This is a genomic window from Curtobacterium sp. BRB10, from assembly GCF_031844325.1.
GTDB lineage: Bacteria > Actinomycetota > Actinomycetes > Actinomycetales > Microbacteriaceae > Curtobacterium > Curtobacterium poinsettiae_A.
This window is the reverse complement of the sequence record NZ_JAUZVA010000001.1, coordinates 691254-709903: the sequence shown is the minus strand read 5'-3', so window position 1 is coordinate 709903 and position 18650 is coordinate 691254. Positions and strand designations below refer to the sequence as shown.

Genomic DNA, 18650 nt, shown 5'->3' with positions numbered 1-18650 from the left:
GTGCAGAATGGCGTGCGTGACCGCAGTGATCCCGAGCACCCCCATGTCCTCCCCCCTCCGCGAGGACTACGCGGCCCTCGCGGCCGACGAGCACGCCGAGGGCCCCCGCGGCACGATCCGCTTCGCGGTGTCGACCGCCGACCCGGCCGAGGGCAAGGGCGACCTGTTCGTCGCGCTCGGACTGGCTCGGGCGCTCCGGGCCGAGGGCTGGGGCGTGGCGATGTGGCCGCTCGAGCGCTGGGGCGAGGAGCTCCCCGCCGACACCGCCGTCGTGGTCAGCATGATCGAGTCCTTCGTGCCCGGGTACGTCCCCGCCGGTACCGCGCTGGTGGCGTGGGTGCGGAACTGGACCGCCAAGTGGGCCGCCCTGCCGTACCTCGACGAGTTCGACGCGGTCTGGACCTCGTCCGGGATCGCCCGCGATGCGATCGCCGCTGCGTACTCCGGCCCCGTCGAGGTGGTGCCGATCGGCGTCGACACCGAGCTGTTCACGACCGACACCCCCGTACCGCGGGAGCGCACGGACCGCGCCGTGACCACCGTCAACTTCTGGGGCGTCCGCCGCCGGGTGCAGGACGTCCTGGCCGAGGTCGCCCCGGCCGAACCGATCGTCTGGTTCGCCGCGAACGTCGACCACGTCGAGGCCTCCGCGGGCGTCGAGCTCCGCCCGGCCGTGTCCTACTTCGCCCTGCCCGAGGTCTACCGCGCCGCCGGCTTCGTCGTCGACGACGTCATCGAACCGGCCGCCGAGTACGGCACGCTGAACTCCCGCCTGTACGAGTCGCTCGCGTCCGGGGCGCTGCCCGTCACCGACTGCGCGCTCGGGCTCGACGAGCTCGGCCTGTCCGACGTGCCGGTGTTCGACGATGCCGACTCGCTCGAGCGCGTGCTCGCGATGCCCGGGGACGAGCGCACCGCCCTGGTCGCCCGCCTCCGCGCCGTCGTCCTCGAGCGGCACTCGTTCCGCAGCCGCGCCGAGCAGGTCGGTCCGTCGCTCGACGCCGCCGTCGCAGCCGCCTCGGGCCGGCGCGGCGAGCGTGGCGCGTTCCTGCGGTGGGCCACCGCCCAGCGCGAGACGCTCCGGCAGGCCGAACACGACCGCGACGTCCACCTGGCCGGCGTGCACGACATCAACGCGCGCCTGGTCGAATCGGAGCAGAAGGTCGGCGCGTACGACACCGCCCGCCGCCTGGCCGAGGCGGAGCGCGACCAGATCGCGGCCCGCTTCGCGGGCCTCACCCGCTCCCCCGAGTACCGGCTGCTGCACGGCGTGGGCCTGATGGCGCGGCGCGCGCGCCGCTGACGGCGGTCGACGCGACCACGTGACGGACGGGAGGCCCGGTACCAGCTGGTACCGGGCCTCCCGTCTCGGCCGTCACCCCGCCTGCGCGGTGCGCCGGTACCGGCTGGTGGGGTCCGCCTCCGGACCGTCGTGGTGGCGGCCTACTGCACCGTGACGGTCTTCGTGCCGAAGCTCTTGTAGGTGCCGCTCGGCAGGTCCTGGAAGTAGACCCGCACGGTGTGCGTGCCCTTCTTCACCCCGGTGAACTTCCGCGACAGTCCGACGTCCGATCCCCAGTCCGGGTGCACGGCCTGCACGTCGGTGCGGGTCGCGTTGACCGTTCCGGGCGCGACGGCCACGCCGTCCAGGTGGATCTTGTACTTGACCGGGTCCCAGACGTCCGGGTCGATCGCCCAGCCGGCCACGGTGATGGTGCCCGTGCCGCCGGTGACGGACTCGTACAGGCCCTTGACCGAGCCGGTCTTGCCCGTCTTGCCGGTGGTGGGCGGATCGGTGACCGTCACGCTCTTCGTGCCGAAGCTCTTGTACGTGCCGCTCGGCAGCTCCTGGAAGTACACGCGCACGGTGTGGGTGCCGGCTGCCAGCTCCGGGATCTTCAGGGCGAGTCCCACGTCGGAGCCCCATGCGGGGTGCACGGCCTCGACGTCGGTCCGCTTCGCGTTCGCGGTCCCGGGGGCGATGGCGACACCGTCGACGTGGATCTTGTAGGCGACGGGGTCCCAGACGTCGGGGTCGATCGCCCAGCCGCGCACGGTGGCACTGTTCACGCCACCGACCACGGACTCGAACGCACCCTTGATCGAGCCGGTCTTGCCCGTCTTGCCGGTCGTCCCCGACGCGTCGGGTTCGGCGGTCGACGCGGCGGTCACGGTCACGGACTTGGTGCCGAAGCTGACGTACTTGCCGCCCTGCAGGTCCTGGAAGTAGACGCGCACGGTGTGCTTGCCGGCCTGCAGGCCGGTGAGCCGGAGCGTCAGGCCGACGTCGGAGCCCCACGTGGGGTGCTTCGCCTCGACGTCGGTGCGGGTGGCGTCGGCGACCCCGCTGTCCGTGCTCACGCCGTCGACGTGGATCTTGTACTTGACCGGATCCCACACGTCCGGGTCGATCGCCCAGCCCCGCACGGTGGCCGTGCCGACGCCGCCGGTGACGGAGTCGTACGAGCCGCGCACGGCACCGGTCTTGCCGGTCTTGCCGGTGGTCGGGGCGTCCACGACGACCGACTTCGACGCGACCTTCACGTACTTCGTGCCGGGCTTGTCCATCACGTACAGCGTCACGGCGCGCGTGCCCGCGCTGATGCCGCCGATCGTCTTCGAGAAGCCGAGGGTGCTGCCGACGCCCGGGTAGACCTTCGCCACGTCGGTGCGCGTCTTGTCCGCAGTGCCGGTCGCCTTGCTCACGCCGTCGACGAGGATCTTCCACGAGCCGGGCTTGGACGAGTCGGGATCGAGGACCCAGCCGGTCGCCGAGATCGTGCCGACGCCACCGGTCACCGAGTCGAGGACGCCCTTGGGTGCCGCGCTCGTGATGGTCCGGGTGTAGCAGCCGAGCAGGGTGTTCGCCCCGCGGCCCTGGTTGATGGCGTAGCTGCAGACGGAGTGCTTGCCGAGACTCAGCCCGGTCAGCTCGGCCGAGAACCCGTGCTTGGTGTTGTTCGCGCCGAGGGTGCCGGCGAGGTCGCTCCGGGTCTTGTCCGCCGTGACGGTCTTCGCGCCGGCGCCGTCGACGTAGAACGCGACGCGCAGGGCGTTGGTGGTGTCCGGGTCGGCCGCCCAGCCGGTGACCGTGATCGACGAGGTGGAGGTCGCGGTCACGGAGTCGACGTCGCCGTAGGGGTTGCCACCGCCGGCCGCAGCACCGAACCAGTCGGTGTACATGCGCCAGAAGTTGCGGTTGCCGTAGGCCGAGCAGCTGTCACCGGTGCCGTAGAGGTTCGACATGGCCGCGGCGTTCGGGGTGTACGGGGTGTAGATGTACAGGCTCGCGGTGGCCTGGTTCTGGATGTAGACGGACTTCCGGCCGCAGGCCGCGTTCGGGTTGAGCAGGATCGAGTTCGTCCGGCCCGCCTGGTACGCCCACGAGGTCGGCGACGCCTGGTACCGCTTGAACTGGAGCGCCGCGGCGTAGACCTGCTGGCCGAAGCCGTAGTAGGCCGGGTCGCACGGGGCGGTGTCCGGGCACGCGAAGCCGGTGGCGTGCAGGTACATGTAGGACGTCGGCGAGGACGTCGTGACGATGCCCTGCTCCTTCTGCAGGAGCACGAGCAGCACCTTCTGGCTGATGCCGCACGCGGCACCGACCTGGGCGATCATCGTCGCGGCGGTCTTCGTGCCGCCGGCGATGGCCGCGCACCGGCCGGAGACGGCGCCGATCGAGCTCATCTTCTGCGAGAAGTCCTTCAGGCAGGCGGGGCCGCCGGAGGCCTTGCGGCAGTTCGGCGCGACGCTCGTCAGGAACGACTGCACGGCGGCGGCGTTCATCGCCGAGCCGTTGTAGAAGTTCGCGTCGCTGATGATGTTGCCCGGGTCGAAGTCCGAGGCGACCGCGGCCGAGGCCGCCTGGGTCGTGGTCTGCTCCGCGAGCACCGTGCCGAAGGTCAGGCCGCTCACCGCGACGGCGAGGGCCGCAACCATGGCGAGGGAGCTGCGGAGGGGACGACGGGAGCGGGCTGCTCGGGTGGTGCGGGGGGTGCGGGAGTTGCGCATCACGGGACCTCGGCGGTCAGGGGGTCGGACGTCGTCGACGCGGAGCCGACGGCGTAGGTCAGGGTGACGGACCAGGTGCCGCTCGGCACCTTCGCCGCGGGGAACGACACCTGCGCGCAGTTCACCGACGACGCACTCGCCTGTGCGGTGCTCGTTGCGGTGCGCGTGACGCCGTCCTTCGTCGCGGTGAAGGTGCACTTCCCGCTCGTGTCGGTCGTGCCGGAGACCAGGCCGCCGGCTTGGAGGGTCTTCGACCCGGTGTCCCAGCCGGCGAAGGTGACGACGGCCGTGGCCGGGTACTCCGACGGGTCGGTGTCCGGCTGGTTCGTCGCGCCGCTGCCCGGGAACGCGCCGGGGGTGTCGTCGTCGGAGGCGTCGTCGCCGCCGCCGTCGGACGCACCGTCGGTCGGCGTCGAGGCCGTGTCGGTGGGGGCAGTGGTCGCCGAGTCGTCGCCCGTCGGGGTCGCACTCGGGGTGCGCGAGACGGACGCGGACGGCGACGGGGTGGCGTCGTCGCCCCCACCGGAACAACCGGCCAAGAGGAGACTGAGTGCGCCGACCACCGCGAACGCAGCGATCGGCCTGGATGCGAGGAGCATGCTGACGGGCCGTCCTGTGGATGTTGACAAGGGTCCGGGTTGCAACAACGGTAACTCGAAAGTGAAGGTTGAGGGTTGGATCGGCCGGAATCACCCCCACTCGGGGTGCACGACGACCGTCGCCCAACCCCGTCCCGCGGGCCCGGTGAGTATGCTGTTCCGGTCCTGCCCCCACGAACGAAGAGACGTATGGTCGACCAAGCCCGCATGACCGCGCTCGCGAAGGAACCCCTCGTCGTGATCGGCGCGCCGACGAGCGCCTTCCGCGGGACCTTCCGTGAGCTGCGCGACGTCTTCCGGCAGCGCGAGATGCTCGGCATGCTCGTCCGGCGTGACCTGAAGGCGCGTTACAAGGACTCGGCACTCGGGTTCGTCTGGACGCTCGTGCGTCCGTTGACCCAGCTGCTCATCTACTACTTCGTCATCGGCAAGGTCCTCGGTGCCGCCAACGGCATCGACAACTTCGCGATCTACGTCTTCACCGGCCTGACCGCCTACACGCTCTTCAGCGAGATCGTCGCCGGGTCGACCGGCTCGATCGTCGGCAACTCCGGACTGATCAAGAAGGTGTACGTCCCCCGCGAGGTCTTCCCGCTCGCCAGCGTGGGCGCAGCCCTGGTGAACTTCACCATCCAGTTCGCGATCCTGCTGGCCGCGACGGTCGTGATCGGCGTCTTCCCGTGGCACGAGGGCCTGGTCTACCTGATCCCGTCGCTCGCGGTGATCCTGGTCTACGGCGCGGCCATCGGTCTGGTGCTGTCCGCGCTCAACGTGTACCTGCGTGACGTGCAGTTCGTCATCGACGTCGGCCTGATGGTCCTGCTCTGGGCCTCGCCGATCGTCTACTCGTACTCGCGGGTGGTCGCCACCGTGAACGCGGACTGGCTCCTCACCGTCTACACGAACAACCCGCTGACCCTGTCGGTGCTCGGCCTGCAGAACGCGATCTGGCTGCACGACCCGGCCGACGTCACGTACCCTGACCACCTGATGCTCCGGCTGGGGATCGCGTTCGTGATCGGCCTCCTCTGCCTCATCGGTGCGCAGCGGATCTTCTCCCGCCTGCAGGGCAACTTCGCGCAGGAGCTCTAGACCATGGCCATCAGCACCCCCGTCGCCCCGACGACCCCCGGTGAGACCGCCGAGCGTCCCGACGTCATCGTCATCGACCACGTCCGCAAGCGCTTCACGGTCCGCAAGGACAACACCCTGCGCGAGCGCATCGTCACGCTCGGCCGCGCCGGGCGGAAGCACCGCCAGGACTTCTGGGCACTCGACGACGTCTCGGTGTCGATCCAGGCCGGTTCGACCGTCGGGCTCATCGGCCAGAACGGCTCCGGCAAGTCGACCCTGCTCAAGGCGATCGGCGGCATCATCCAGCCGACCTCCGGCACGGTGTCCCGCCGCGGTCGTCTCGCCGCCCTGCTCGAGCTCGGCGCCGGGTTCCACCCCGACCTGTCCGGCCGCGAGAACGTCTACCTCAACGCGAGCCTGCTCGGTCTCAGCCGCAAGCAGACCGACGAGAAGTTCGACGACATCCTGGCGTTCTCGGGCATCGGGGACTTCATCGACACCCAGGTGAAGTTCTACTCATCGGGCATGTACGTGCGGCTCGCGTTCGCCGTCGCCGTGCACACCGACCCCGACGTCCTGCTCGTCGACGAGGTCCTGGCCGTCGGCGACGAGGCGTTCCAGCGCAAGTGCCTCGACCGCATCCGCACCTTCCAGGAGGCCGGCAAGACGATCATCATCGTCACGCACTCCCTCAGCCAGGTGCAGGAGATGTGCGACCGCGTCGTCCTGCTCAACAAGGGCAAGGTGCTGCACGACGGTGACCCCGTCCAAGCCGTGAGCATGTTCCGCGAGGTGCTCGAGGAACGCCGTCAGGGCGAGCTCAGCACCGACGTCGCCGTCGGCCGCGGCAAGGTCGTCGGCGCGAGCGTGCACGTGGACGGCAAGGAGCCCCGCGCCGACGTCATGCCGGGAGACGACCTCGTCGTGGACATGGAGTTCGAGCACCTGGACGGCATCGCCGACTGGGAGGCCGCGGTCCAGATCAACAATGCCGGGGGCCAGGTCGTCTACGGCACCACCACCGGCATCATGGGCCTCGAACTGCAGCCGCTGCACGGTCGCCGGAAGCTCCGCCTGCGGATCGCCGACACCGCGTTCGGCACCGGCAAGTACTTCATCAACGTGTCGATGATGGACTCCGCCGGGCGCCACCTGCACGACATGCCGGAGTGCGACTCGTTCGAGGTCCCCGGGTTCGAGCACGCCGTGGGCACGGTCTACGCCGAGCCCTCGATCGAGGAGCTCGACTGACCCCGGACGACGGCGACACCGGGGACCGCGCCGACGGCACGCTCCGTGCCGGCTCCGCGCCCCGGACCGACGGCACGCTCCGCACCGCGGTCGTCGTCGTGAACTGGAACCGTGCCGATCTGACCACCGCGGCCGTCCGCGCCGTGCTCGACGAGGGCACGGCCGACGACGTCATCGTCGTCGACAACGGGTCGTCCGACGACTCCGTCGCGGTGCTCCGCCGTGCCCTGCCGGACGCCACCGTCATCGCACGCGGCGACAACGGCGGCTTCGCGGCCGGTGCCAACACCGGCATCCGGCATGCGGATGCCGACGTCGTCGTGCTCCTGAACAACGACGCCGTGCCCGCACCGGGCTTCGTCGCGGCGCTCCGCGACCACCTGGCGCACGCCGGGCCCGAGGTCGCCGCCGTGACGGGCCGCATCGTGCTCGCCGGACGTTGGACGGGCCTCCCGGCCGGGGTGGAGCCCGCACCCGGCGAGCGCGTGCTGCGCGACCACGACGGCCGGCGCTGGACGCCGTCGGCGGACGGCGAGGTCCGGCTCAACTCGACCGGCGTCCGCGTCGACCGCGACGGCAACGGGATGGACCGCGACTGGTTCGCGCCCGTCGACCGGGTCGCCGACGTCGACGTCTTCGGGTTCTCCGGTGGCGCTTCCGCCCTCCGCCGAACGGCGCTGGACGACGTCGGCCTGCTCGACGAGTCCCTGTTCATGTACTACGAGGACACCGAGCTCGCCTGGCGACTGCGCCGGCGCGGATGGCGCGTCGAGCACGCGGCCGACGCGGTCGTCGAGCACGACCACTCGGCGTCGTCCGGCGTGCAGAGCGACCTGTTCGTCTTCCGCAACGCCCGCAACCGCATCGTCGTCGCGCTCTGGCACGCCCCGTGGCCGATCGTCGCGCGGGCGAGCGCCCGCACCCTGGTGCGCGGCCTGCGCGGACTGGCCTCCGGTCGCACCCGCCGGGAGGCGCGGCTCGTCCTGACGGCGTTCGCGGACGTCGCGGGGACCCTGCCGGTCCACCTCGCGCGCCGACTGCGCGAGACCCGGCGCGCGTCCGTCCCGCGCCGCCGCGTGGACCCGGGCGCATGAGTGCAGCGGGCTATCCTGGACACTCCCCCGTCGACGGCCCCGGCCACGACGACCCCGCCCGGAAGGATCCACGCGTGCCGCAGCTCACCGTCCTCGTCGACGGGACCGCGGTACCGCGTGAACTCGGCGGTGTGGGTCGCTACGTCGAGGGGGTCGTGTCGCACCTGACCGACCCGGCGCTCGACGTCCACCTGGTGGTCCGACCCGTGCACGCATCGCACTTCCGCACCGTGGCGCCGCACGCCACCGTGCACACCGCGCCGGCGTGGACCGACTCGGTGCCGCTCCGGTTCCTGTGGGAGCAGACGGGCCTGCCGGCGCTCGGCCGACGACTCGGCGCGCAGGTGCTGCACTCCCCGCACTACACGTTCCCGTTCGGCTGGCGTGGCGGGTCCGTCGTCACGCTGCACGACGCCACGTTCTTCTCCAACCCCGAGTGGCACTCCCGCCTGAAGCGCACGTTCTTCACGTGGTGGAGCCGCCGGTCCCTGCGCACCCGTCCCGTGGTCATCGTGCCGAGCGCGGCCACCGCGACCGAGGCCGCACGGGTCGTGACCGGCATCCGCGCCGACGTCCGGGTCGCACCGCTCGGCGTCGACCGTGCCGTGTTCCACGAGCCGTCCACCGCCGAGGTCGAGGACGCCCGGATCGCCGCGACCCTGCCCGAGGGAGCGCCCTGGATCGCGTTCCTCGGCACCATCGAACCGCGGAAGAACGTCACGGCGCTGCTCGACGCCTACGCGTCCGTGCGCGCCGCGCGTGCGGCTGCCGGGTCGGACGGTGCTCCGGGCTCGGAGACCCCGTGGCTCGTGCTGTCCGGTGCCCGCGGGTGGGACGAGTCCGCGATCGCCCGGCTCGACGCGCTGCAGCCGGAGGACCACGTGATCGAAGCCGGCTACCTGCCGCTCGAGGACCTGGCGGGCTACCTCGGTGGTGCCGAGTTCGTCGTCTACCCGTCCCTCGGCGAGGGCTTCGGGCTGCCCGTGGTCGAGGCGATGGCCTCCGGCGCGTGCGTCCTGACCACCCGGCGGCTGTCCCTGCCCGAGGTCGGCGGGGACGCGGCCGTCTACAGCGAGCCCGACGCGACCGCGCTGGCGTCCGCGATGACGGCACTACTGGACGATCCCGCACTCGTGGCCTCGCACCGTGCGGCGGCGCTGGCCCGGGCTTCCTCGTTCACCTGGGAGGCCACGGCGGCCGTGCACGTCGCGGCCTACGAGTCCGTCGCCGGGGGTGCGCGGTGATCCGGGTGGCGGTGCTGACGGTCACCTACAACACCGGCGAGACCATCCGGCCGTTCCTGGCGAGCGTGGCCGGTGCCTCGAAGGACCCGGTCGCGGTGGTCATCGCGGACAACGGTTCGGCCGACATCGACGCACTCCGGGCGATCGGCGAGTCGTACGGCGCCGTCGTGGTCTCCTCCGGTGGCAACCGCGGCTACGGCGGCGGGATCGATGCGGCCCTGAACGCCCTCGACGACGTGCTGCCGGACGTGCGCCCGGAGTTCCTGCTCGTGACGAACCCCGACGTCGTGCTCGGCGAGGGCTCGATCGACGAACTCGTGGCCGCCGCGGACCGGTTGCCGTCCGGCGGGTCGTTCGGTCCCCGGATCCTCGACGACCAGGGCGAGACCTACCCGTCCGCGCGGCAGCTCCCCTCGCTCCGGACCGGCCTCGGCCACGCGGCGTTCTCGCGGTTCTGGCCGGCGAACCCGTGGAGCCAGCGGTACTGGTCCACCACCGAGGTCGTCGAGCGCGAGGCAGGCTGGCTCTCCGGTGCGTGCTTCCTCATCCGCACGTCGCTCTTCCGCGAGCTCGACGGGTTCGACAAGTCGTACTTCATGTACTTCGAGGACGTCGACCTCGGCCAGCGCGTCGGTCGGTCGGGGCGAGCGAACGTGTACGTGCCCTCGGCGGTCGTCACCCACACCGGAGCCCACTCGACGTCGTCCAACCGGCGCCGCATGGAGATCGAGCACCACCGGAGCGCGTACCGGTTCCTGTCGCGGAAGTACCGGGCGTGGTGGCTCTGGCCCCTGCGGGTCGTGCTCCACGCCGGTCTGTCGCTCCGCGCCCGCTGGGTCACACGCAAGTAGCGCCCGCTCGCCGGGCTGTCCCGTTCGCGGGCGGTCCGGTCCGCGGGCGGCCCCGTCCGCAAGACACCGGTGTTCGCGCGTTGCACCGCGGTCTGCGGGTGTTCCGAGCACGAACACCGGTGTCTTGCGGGCCAGACGGCGTCAGGGGCGGCGGGCGCGCTCGGCGCGGGCCGCCGCCAGCAGCTCGGCAGCGCGGGCGTCGAAGGAGTGCTCGACGGCGATGCGCTCGGCCACGGCGGCACGTTCGGCAGCGGCCGGCCACGCGTGCGCCGGGTCGAGCAGGTCGGCCAGCTCGTCACGGGAGCCCGCCACCTCGAGGGTCGGCACGTCCAGCACGTCGGACAGCCCGGCCACCGGGTCGGTCACGACGACTCCCCCGGACGCCAGCACGTCGAACACCCGGTTCGACACGAAGCCCCCGGCCGCCATGTCCGGCCAGTGGTCGTTCAGCACCACTCGGGCCGAGGCGTAGGCCGTCGCGACCTCGGCTCGGCTCAGGGATGCTTCTCCGAGTGACTCCGCGGGGACGAGTGCTCCCCAGCCGGGCCCGTGCACGCGGAGGTCCGCCCGAAGCGCCACCGCATCGGAGACGACGGGGCGCGCGGCGCCGCGGGTCGAGCCGACGAACACCACGCGGTCGGCGTCCGGACTCGTCGCCGAACGGGCCCGGGGGTGGAACACCGACGGGTCGGTCGCCTGCAGGAGCGTGCGCACCGGCACGCCCGCACGCGCAGCGGCCGCCGCCGCCCACACCGGCCCGGCCGCGAACGCCGCGTCGAAGGACCGCAGTTCGGTGTCCGTGACGTCGTCGGGGTGGCTGATCACCCAGAGCAGGTTCACCGACGCCGGGTTCGGCGGCACCCGGTCGAGTCCCCGGATCACCAGCGTGACGTCGTCCGAGGCATCGTCGTCCCGAACGTGGGCGTCGCGTCGGTCGATCCGGACGCGCTGCCCGAGCCGCTCGAGTGCCCCGGCGAGCTCGGCGGCGAAGTGCACGTCGCCCCAGCCGTCGCCCTCCGGCCCCACGGGCGCAGCGATCTTGAGCGACCAGGTGAGGTGTTCGGCGTCGCCACCGGTCACGCGCACGGCCGGGGACACCGGCCGCGCGCCCCACGGCGGCAGCGGCGGTCCGGCGACGACACCGTCGCCCTCGGACGCGCGGTCGCGCCAGGCGGTGAACGCGTCGACGGTCGCGGCGTCGACCGTGCGGCCGGCCTCGACCGAGCGGGTCGCCTCGCCGACGACGCGCACCGGTCCGCCGTGCAGGTCGGCGACCGCGCGGCTCCAGGCCGTCAGGGTCATGCGTTCGTCCGGGAGGCACGGTGCCGGCACCAACGCCGCCCCCGGCACCGAGAGCACCGGCTGGTCCGCCGCGAACACGGTACTGACGTCGGCGCGGTCGTCCGACCACGGCAGGGCACCGGGGCGGAGCAGCCGGGCACCCGACCGCACCGTGCCGTCCGGCAGCCGGACACGCGCCTGGGCGACGGTGTCGGCGGCGGCGAGGGCGCGGAGCGTGGGGACGTCGACCTGCACCGACGAGTCGACGAGCACGAGGGTGCGGCCCACGCCGCCGGCGACCCCGGCGTCGATCGCCGCGCCGAGGCCGTCGACCGGGGCGCGACGCACCCAGGGCAGGCCGCGGCCGAACGGGGCGACCGGCGAGGCGTCGGCGACGTAGCTCACCGCGCGGACGTCGGCGGAGCGGCCGAACGCCCGGCGCGCGATGGCGACGAGCGGAGCGACCTCGGCGTGCCGGTCCGAGCGTGTGGTGACGAGCACCGTGACCTCGGCGGCGGACCGCAGCGGAGCGTCCTGCGACCTGGCCATCCCGTCGCCGTCAGCCGACGTCGGCGACGCGGGGCGGGCCTCCCGGCCGGAGGGGTCGCGTCGGCGACCGAACCACCCGGTGCCCGACCCCACGACGGTGACTACGCGCCGAGGAGACGCTGCAGGTAGACGCCGTAGCCGCCCTTGACCAGCGGCGCGGCGAGCTCGGCGAGCTGCGCGTCGTCGATCCAGCCGTTGCGCCAGGCGATCTCCTCGATGCACCCGATCTTGAAGCCCTGCCGGTCCTCGATGACCTTGACGTACTCGGACGCCTGCATCATCGACTCGAACGTGCCGGTGTCGAGCCAGGCCGTACCGCGGTCGAGGACCTGGACGCCGAGTTCGCCGGCGTCGAGGTAGCGCTCGTTGACGGTCGAGATCTCGAGCTCGCCGCGCGCACTCGGCTCGATCGTCTTCGCGATCTCGATGACCTTGTTGTCGTAGAAGTACAGGCCGGGGACGGCGTAGTTCGACTTCGGCTCGGTCGGCTTCTCCTCGATCGACACGGCGGTGAAGTCGTCGTCGAACTCCACAACACCGTACGCCTTCGGATCGGCCACGTGGTACGCGAAGATCGTCGCGCCCTGCACGTCGGTGTTCTTCCGCAGGTTCGTGCCGAGGCCGGTGCCGTGGAAGATGTTGTCGCCCAGGACGAGGGCGACGCTGTCGTCGCCGATGAACTCCTCGCCGATGACGAAGGCCTGCGCCAGACCGTCCGGGGACGGCTGCACGGCGTACTGGATCTCCATGCCGAGCGCCGAACCGTCGCCGAGCAGGGCCCGGAACTGGTCGTTGTACTCCGGCGTCGTGATGACGAGCACTTCGCGGATGCCGGCCATCATGAGCGTCGACAGCGGGTAGTAGACCATCGGCTTGTCGTAGATCGGCATGAGCTGCTTGCTGATGCCCTTGGTGATGGGCCAGAGGCGCGTGCCGGAACCGCCGGCGAGGATGATGCCCTTCATCGCTTTCCCCTTACTTCTTCGTCCGGAGCGACTCGGTGTACGCGACGCACTCCTCGTACGTCGGCAGCAGGCCCTGTGCCGCGGCTTCCTCGAGGGTGGGGGCGCTGGTGTCCTTCTCGGAGAGCACCAGCTCGCCGAGGCCCTCGGGCAGGTCGAGCCCGACCGTCGGGTCGAGGATCGTGATCCCCTTCTCACGCTCGGGGTTGTAGTGCGCGCTGACCAGGTAGTTCACGGTCGACTGGTCCTCGAGCGCGACGATCGCGTGGCCGAGCCCCTCGGACAGGTAGACGGCCTTGCGGTCGATGTCGTCGATCCGGACGGAGTCCCACTGGCCGAACGTCGGGGACCCGACTCGGATGTCGACGATGTAGTCGATGAACGCCCCGCGCACGGCGGTGACGTACTTCGCCTGGCTCGGCGCGACGAGGGCGTAGTGGATGCCGCGGGCGACACCGGCCGCGGAGATCGACATGTTCACCTGGCGGAGGTCGAGCGGGTGACCGACGGTCTCCTCGAGCACGTCGGCGCGGTACGCCTCGAGGAATGCTCCTCGTGCGTCGCCGTGCTGGACGGGCGTGAACTCCCACGCGCCAGGGATCTTCAGTTCGCGGATCTGCACCGGGGAAGCCTAGCAAGCCGTGAGTTCGCATAGGCTGTCATGGTTCTGCGCATTGCCGACTCCCGAAACGAGACCAAGCGAGCCCGTGAAGCTATTCGTCCAGATCCCCTGCCTCAACGAGGAGAACACCCTCGCCAGCGTCATCGACTCCATCCCGCGGGAGATCGACGGCATCGACGAGATCGAGATCCTGGTGATCAACGACGGCAGCACCGACCGCACCGTCGAGGTCGCCAAGGAGCACGGCGTCAAGCACTTCGTGCACCACACGACGAACATGGGCCTCGCCCGCTCGTTCCGTGACGGCGTCGACTACGCGCTGCTGCACGGTGCGGACATCGTCGTGAACACCGACGGGGACAACCAGTACCCGCAGGCGCAGATCGCCGAGCTCGTGCAGCCGATCCTGCGGAAGGAAGCCGAGATCGTCATCGGCGACCGGCAGACGCGCACCATCGAGCACTTCTCCGGCTTCAAGAAGGTCATGCAGCGCTTCGGCTCGTGGGTCGCGAGCCGTGCGGCCGGACTCGACCTGCCCGACGCGGCGAGCGGGTTCCGGGCGTACTCGAAGTACTCGCTCATCCGCCTGAACATCGTGACGCGCTTCAGCTACTGCATGGAGACCATCGTGCAGGCCGGCTACAAGCGCCTGGCGATCGCGTCGGTCCCGATCACGACGAACCCGAAGACCCGCGAGTCGCGGCTCTTCAACAACATCTTCCAGCACATGTTCGAGTCGGGCTCGGCGATCGCCCGTGTCTACCTGATGTACCGGCCGATGGCCCTGTTCCTCTGGGTGGCGGCGGTGCTCGGTGCGCTCGGACTCTGGCCGCTGATCCGGTACCTGGTGCTCCTGGCGATGCAGACCGGCGGCAACCACCTGCAGTCGATCATCCTCGGTGTCGTCCTGCTCATCACGGCGCTCCTCTCCATAGTCATCGGCGTCGTGGCCGACCTCACCCGCCTCAACCGCACGCTGGCCGAGGAGCAGCTCGACCTGCAGAAACTGCAGCGGTATGGCGACTGACACGGCCCCGGCCGTGTCGCGCTCCGACACCCGACCCGCGGTCGGGCGACGCGAGCGCATCCTCGTGATCGCGTTGACGGTGGCCTTCGCCGCCGTCCTCGCGGTCTGGGCCGTCGTCACCACGACGTACAAGGCCCCGGACGAGCCGACCCACGTCGACGCTGTGCTGCACCTGGCGATCGGTGACGGCTGGCCCGCGCCCGGAGCGATGCACTACCTCAACGCGGTGCACGACACCCAGATCAGCAACATGCGGCAGTCGACCGACGTGAACCAGACGTGGGGCGAGCTGCTCCGCGAGTTCCCGGGGGTGCACCCGACCAGCATCGACCAGATGTCGCAGCACCCCGCCACGTACTACGCCCTGGCCGCCGGGGTCCTGCAGCTGGTGCACTTCGAGGACCTCCGCTGGGACCTCGCCGTCATGGTGCTGCGACTGTTCGACGCCCTGCTCGTCCTGCCGCTGCCGTTCCTGGCATGGGCGACCGTGCGTCGACTGACGCGGTCACCACGGGCCGCACTGGTCGGCGGTGCCGCGGTGTTCGCCCTGCCCGAGGTCGCCTCGATCGGCACCTCGGTCACGAACGACGCGCTCATGCTGCCGTCGGCCGGGGCGCTCGTGTACTTCGTGGTGCGACTGCTCACGGGGGACCTGCGGGTCCGCACGACCATCTGGATCGGACTGCTGCTCGGTGCGATGCTGCTCGTCAAGGGCACCGCACTCCCCGCGATCCCGTTCGTGGGCATCGCCGTGATGGCCGCCGGCTGCACCCGGGCGACCGTCTGGCGGAACGCGCTCCGGACGCTGTGGACGCTGGGGCTCGCCGCCGTCGTCGGCGGCTGGTGGTGGCTGCGCAACATCCTCGTGTACCACGACATCCAGCCGGACGGCATGGCCGGCGCACGTCCGCCGATGCCGTTCCCGGCCGGCACCGCCGCGAGCCCCGAGGTGTTCCTCCGCGACTACTGGAACGGCGTCACCCGCACCTTCTGGGGCAGTGTCGGTGGTCTCACCCAGTTCCAGCTCGCCCAGGTCCTGATCGACGGGCTGACCGTCGCGTCGCTCGTCGGCATCGTCGTCTGGGGCTTCCGGCGCGGCCCGTCGCTCCGCCCGGCGATCGTGCTGGCGTCGTTCCCCGTCATCCTCATCGCCCTGCACCTGCAGAGCGGGTGGGGCGGGTACGTCCGGAGCACCATCGTCGCCGGCACCCAGGGGCGCTACTACTACCCCACGCTCATCGCCCTCATCGCCCTGAGTGCCCTCGCCTGGCGCCGGGTCTCCGTGACGGCAGTGGGCGCCACCCGGCTCGCCGTCGGGATGTCGATCGCGGCGATGGCCATCGCGCTGTACGGCGTCGTCTACGCGCTGCGGGCCTTCGGGCACGACGCTGCCTTCTGGGTCGACGAGTTCGCGGTCGGCCGGTTCGACCGATACGGCATGGTCCCCGCCGGCACGAACTTCACCCTCGTCGCCGTCGCCGCGGTCGCACTGACCGTCACCGCCGTGCTGCTCGTCCGGTTCATGCGCCGTCCGGAGGTCCCCGCGTGAGCGCCCCGCGACCGTGCGTCGGCCGGCACGAGTGGGTCCTGCTCGGCACCGTGACGCTGGCTTGGCTCGCCTTCCTGCTGACCTTCGCCCTCGTCACCCCGGCCTTCGGGGCACCCGACGAGCCGGCGCACGTCGACGCCGCGTTCCGCCTTGCGCTCGTACTCGGTTGGCCGCACGGCGGGGAGATGCACTACCTCGCCGCCGTGCGGCAGATCGTCGAGCACCCGGTCCCGGCCGTCGACCGTCCAACGGTCGACGCGCTGCTGGCGGCGGTGCCCGGGGACTCCCCCGCGATCGACCCGATGTCCCAGAACCCGCCGACGTACTGGTTGGTGGCCGCCGGGATCCTGCGCGTCACCCGGTTCGGCTCGCACGACTGGGCGACCTCGGTGCTCGTGCTCCGCGTGTTCGACGTGCTGCTCGTCACCGCGCTGCCGCTCCTGGTCTGGGCGACGGTCCGACGGGTGACCCGCTCGCGCCGCACGGCGCTCGTCGCCCCGGTCCTGCTCTTCGCCGTCCCGCAGCTGGCGCAGGTCACCTCCGGCGTCACGGTGTGGGCACCGGTCGTCCTGCTCGGCGCCGTGCTCGTCTGGCTGAGCGCCCGCGTGCTGACCGGCGACCGTTCGTGGTGGACCACCGCCGGGCTCGCCGTGGCCGTCACCGGGCTGGCCGCCCTGAACGCGCTGGGGCTCCTGGCGATCCCGTTCGTCGTCCTCGTGTTCGCCCTGGCACCGGGCCGGACGCGGGGTCGCCGGGCCCTGCACGCCGGCGTGGTCGTCATCGCTGCCGTCGCCGTGTCCGGCTGGTGGTGGGTGCGGACGCTGCTCGTCAGCGGGACACTCCTGCCCGACGCCCTGCGCGCCGTCACGACCGTGCAGCCCTACCCGGCGGGCGGTGCGAACCCCGGGGCGTTCGCCGGACGCCAGTGGGACGGCCTGACCGCCTCGTTCTTCGGCGCACTCGGTGCGAACCAGTGGCCGTTGCCGCCGATGGTCGTCGACACGCTCGCGGTCGTGGGGCTGGCCGTCATCGCCTGGTCGTACGCCCGCCGGACCCCGGGCCGCCGGGTCACCACGATCCTGCTCGTCTGGCCGACGGTGGTCCTCGTCGCCACCCTCGCCTACAACTGGCGGAACTACCTCGGCACGCACCAGGGCAACGGGCTGCAGGGCCGGTTCCTGTTCGTCGCGGTCGTGGCGCTCGTGCTCGCCCAGGCGGTCGCCTGGCACGCCCTCGTCGTCCGTCCGGAGCTGCGTCGGCGCCTGGCCCGGTCGGCGGTCGTCGGCTCCCTCGCGATCGGCACGTACGGCATCGGCCTGACCTACCGCGGCGGATGGGAGAACACGCAGTTCCGCGTCACGCCCGGCGGGATCTCCGCGATGGCCGGCGGCGCACTCACCGGGCCGGCCGTGATCGCGCTGGTCGCCGTGGTGTTCGCGGCCGCTGCCGTCGCGACCGTCGTCCTGGTGTGGCGCACCGCCGCCGACCCCACCGGTGGCCCGCTAGAATCGCCGCCGACCCACGAACCGACCGTCAGGAAAGAGAACTCGTGAAGATCCTCGTCACCGGAGGAGCCGGCTTCATCGGCTCGAACTTCGTCCGCCGCACGCTGGAGGACGCGTACCCCGGCCTCGAGGGCGCCGAGGTCGTCGTCTACGACGCACTGACATACTCCGGCAACGAAGCGAACCTCGCCCCGGTCGCCGACTCCCCCCGCTACACCTTCGTGCACGGCGACATCCGCGACGCCGCGAAGCTCGACGAGGTCGTCCCGACCGTCGACGCCATCGTGCACTTCGCCGCCGAGTCCCACGTCGACCGCTCGGTCCGCGACTCCGGCATCTTCGTCGAGACCAACGTCGTGGGCACGCAGCGCCTGCTCGACGCCGCGCTCCGCCACGGCACCGAGCGCTTCGTGCACGTCTCCACCGACGAGGTCTACGGCTCCATCAGCGAAGGCTCGTGGGACGAGGAGCGCCCGCTCGAGCCGAACTCGCCGTACTCGGCGTCGAAGGCCGGCAGCGACCTGCTCGCCCGCAGCTACCACCGCACGCACGGGCTGAACCTCTCGATCACGCGCTGCTCGAACAACTACGGGCCGTACCACTTCCCCGAGAAGGTCATCCCGCTGTTCGTGACCAACCTCATCGACGACCAGCACGTGCCGCTGTACGGCGAGGGCAACAACATCCGCGACTGGCTGCACGTCGACGACCACACCCGTGGCATCGCGATGGTCCTGACCCGTGGCCGCGCCGGCGAGATCTACAACATCGGCGGCGGCACCGAGCTGACCAACAAGGAGCTCACGCAGCTGCTGCTCGACGCGACCGGCAAGGACTGGTCGTACGTCGACCGCGTCGCCGACCGTCTCGGCCACGACCTGCGGTACTCGGTCGACATCTCGAAGATCCAGGCCGAGCTCGGCTACGAGCCGCTCGTGCCCTTCGAGCAGGGCCTGGCCGACGTCGTGCAGTGGTACCGCGACAACCGCGCCTGGTGGGAGCCGCTCAAGCAGCGTGCGGCGCTGAGCTGA

At 71.4% G+C, this 18650-nt stretch carries 15 protein-coding genes; 10 read left to right on the top strand and 5 right to left on the bottom strand.

Features of this window, described 5'->3' with window-relative positions; translation table 11 throughout:
* Nucleotides 1-16 precede the first annotated feature (16 nt).
* Nucleotides 17-1303: a glycosyltransferase gene (locus Q9R26_RS03505; protein WP_209135153.1), complete on the top strand. Its 1287-nt coding sequence runs from the start codon at nt 17-19 to the stop codon at nt 1301-1303.
* A gap of 140 nt (nt 1304-1443) precedes the next feature.
* Here the strand turns inward: Q9R26_RS03505 and Q9R26_RS03500 are convergent, their stop codons facing one another.
* The gene (locus tag Q9R26_RS03500; RefSeq protein ID WP_311226551.1) at nt 1444-4011 is read right to left on the bottom strand and encodes a hypothetical protein; all 2568 of its coding nucleotides are present in this window, start codon (nt 4009-4011) and stop codon (nt 1444-1446) included.
* Entirely contained in the window at nt 4011-4610 is a 600-nt protein-coding gene (locus Q9R26_RS03495) for a hypothetical protein (RefSeq protein WP_311226550.1), read from the bottom strand. The genes Q9R26_RS03500 and Q9R26_RS03495 overlap by 1 nt, the downstream gene beginning before the upstream one ends.
* Before the next feature lie 189 nt (nt 4611-4799).
* On the opposite strand from Q9R26_RS03495, the gene Q9R26_RS03490 reads away from it, so the two are divergent.
* The 5 genes from Q9R26_RS03490 (at nt 4800) to Q9R26_RS03470 (ending at nt 10124) form a co-directional block, all read left to right on the top strand.
* Nucleotides 4800-5702: an ABC transporter permease gene (locus Q9R26_RS03490; protein ID WP_111235512.1), complete on the top strand. Its 903-nt coding sequence runs from the start codon at nt 4800-4802 to the stop codon at nt 5700-5702.
* A gap of 3 nt (nt 5703-5705) precedes the next feature.
* The gene (locus Q9R26_RS03485; protein WP_182065859.1) at nt 5706-6935 is read left to right on the top strand and encodes an ABC transporter ATP-binding protein; all 1230 of its coding nucleotides are present in this window, start codon (nt 5706-5708) and stop codon (nt 6933-6935) included.
* Nucleotides 6854-8029, top strand: coding sequence for a glycosyltransferase family 2 protein (locus Q9R26_RS03480; protein ID WP_311226549.1), 1176 nt, complete (start codon nt 6854-6856; stop codon nt 8027-8029). Before Q9R26_RS03485 ends, Q9R26_RS03480 begins: the two co-directional genes overlap by 82 nt.
* A 74-nt stretch (nt 8030-8103) precedes the next feature.
* Complete coding sequence (locus Q9R26_RS03475) at nt 8104-9273, top strand: glycosyltransferase family 1 protein (protein ID WP_311226548.1); 1170 nt, start codon at nt 8104-8106, stop codon at nt 9271-9273.
* On the top strand, nt 9270-10124 hold the full coding sequence (locus Q9R26_RS03470; protein WP_311226547.1) for a glycosyltransferase family 2 protein: 855 nt from the start codon (nt 9270-9272) through the stop codon (nt 10122-10124). The genes Q9R26_RS03475 and Q9R26_RS03470 overlap by 4 nt, the downstream gene beginning before the upstream one ends.
* 141 nt (nt 10125-10265) lie before the next feature.
* On the opposite strand, the gene Q9R26_RS03465 is transcribed toward Q9R26_RS03470, so the two are convergent.
* The 3 genes from Q9R26_RS03465 to Q9R26_RS03455 form a co-directional block, all read right to left on the bottom strand.
* Nucleotides 10266-11954 (bottom strand): glycosyltransferase, encoded by a 1689-nt coding sequence (locus Q9R26_RS03465; RefSeq protein ID WP_311226546.1) that lies wholly within the window; start codon nt 11952-11954, stop codon nt 10266-10268.
* A gap of 101 nt (nt 11955-12055) precedes the next feature.
* Entirely contained in the window at nt 12056-12919 is an 864-nt protein-coding gene (gene rfbA, locus Q9R26_RS03460) for a glucose-1-phosphate thymidylyltransferase RfbA (protein WP_259579344.1), read from the bottom strand.
* Nucleotides 12920-12929: 10 nt separating this feature from the next.
* Nucleotides 12930-13538, bottom strand: coding sequence for a dTDP-4-dehydrorhamnose 3,5-epimerase (locus Q9R26_RS03455; protein WP_311226545.1), 609 nt, complete (start codon nt 13536-13538; stop codon nt 12930-12932).
* A gap of 85 nt (nt 13539-13623) precedes the next feature.
* Here Q9R26_RS03455 and Q9R26_RS03450 point away from each other — a divergent pair, with 85 nt between their 5' ends.
* From Q9R26_RS03450 to rfbB, 4 genes are read left to right on the top strand one after another with little or no spacing between them, the layout of a single operon-like run.
* Nucleotides 13624-14565, top strand: a complete 942-nt coding sequence (locus Q9R26_RS03450; protein ID WP_071406435.1) for a glycosyltransferase family 2 protein — start codon at nt 13624-13626, stop codon at nt 14563-14565.
* On the top strand, nt 14555-16114 hold the full coding sequence (locus Q9R26_RS03445) for a hypothetical protein (RefSeq protein WP_311226544.1): 1560 nt from the start codon (nt 14555-14557) through the stop codon (nt 16112-16114). Before Q9R26_RS03450 ends, Q9R26_RS03445 begins: the two co-directional genes overlap by 11 nt.
* Nucleotides 16111-17667 carry a glycosyltransferase family 39 protein gene (locus Q9R26_RS03440; protein WP_311226543.1) on the top strand — a complete coding sequence of 519 codons (1557 nt, stop codon included), beginning with the start codon at nt 16111-16113 and terminating at the stop codon, nt 17665-17667. Before Q9R26_RS03445 ends, Q9R26_RS03440 begins: the two co-directional genes overlap by 4 nt.
* A complete protein-coding gene (gene rfbB / locus Q9R26_RS03435; protein WP_110892679.1) occupies nt 17664-18650 on the top strand; it encodes a dTDP-glucose 4,6-dehydratase in 987 nt (328 codons plus the stop codon). Before Q9R26_RS03440 ends, rfbB begins: the two co-directional genes overlap by 4 nt.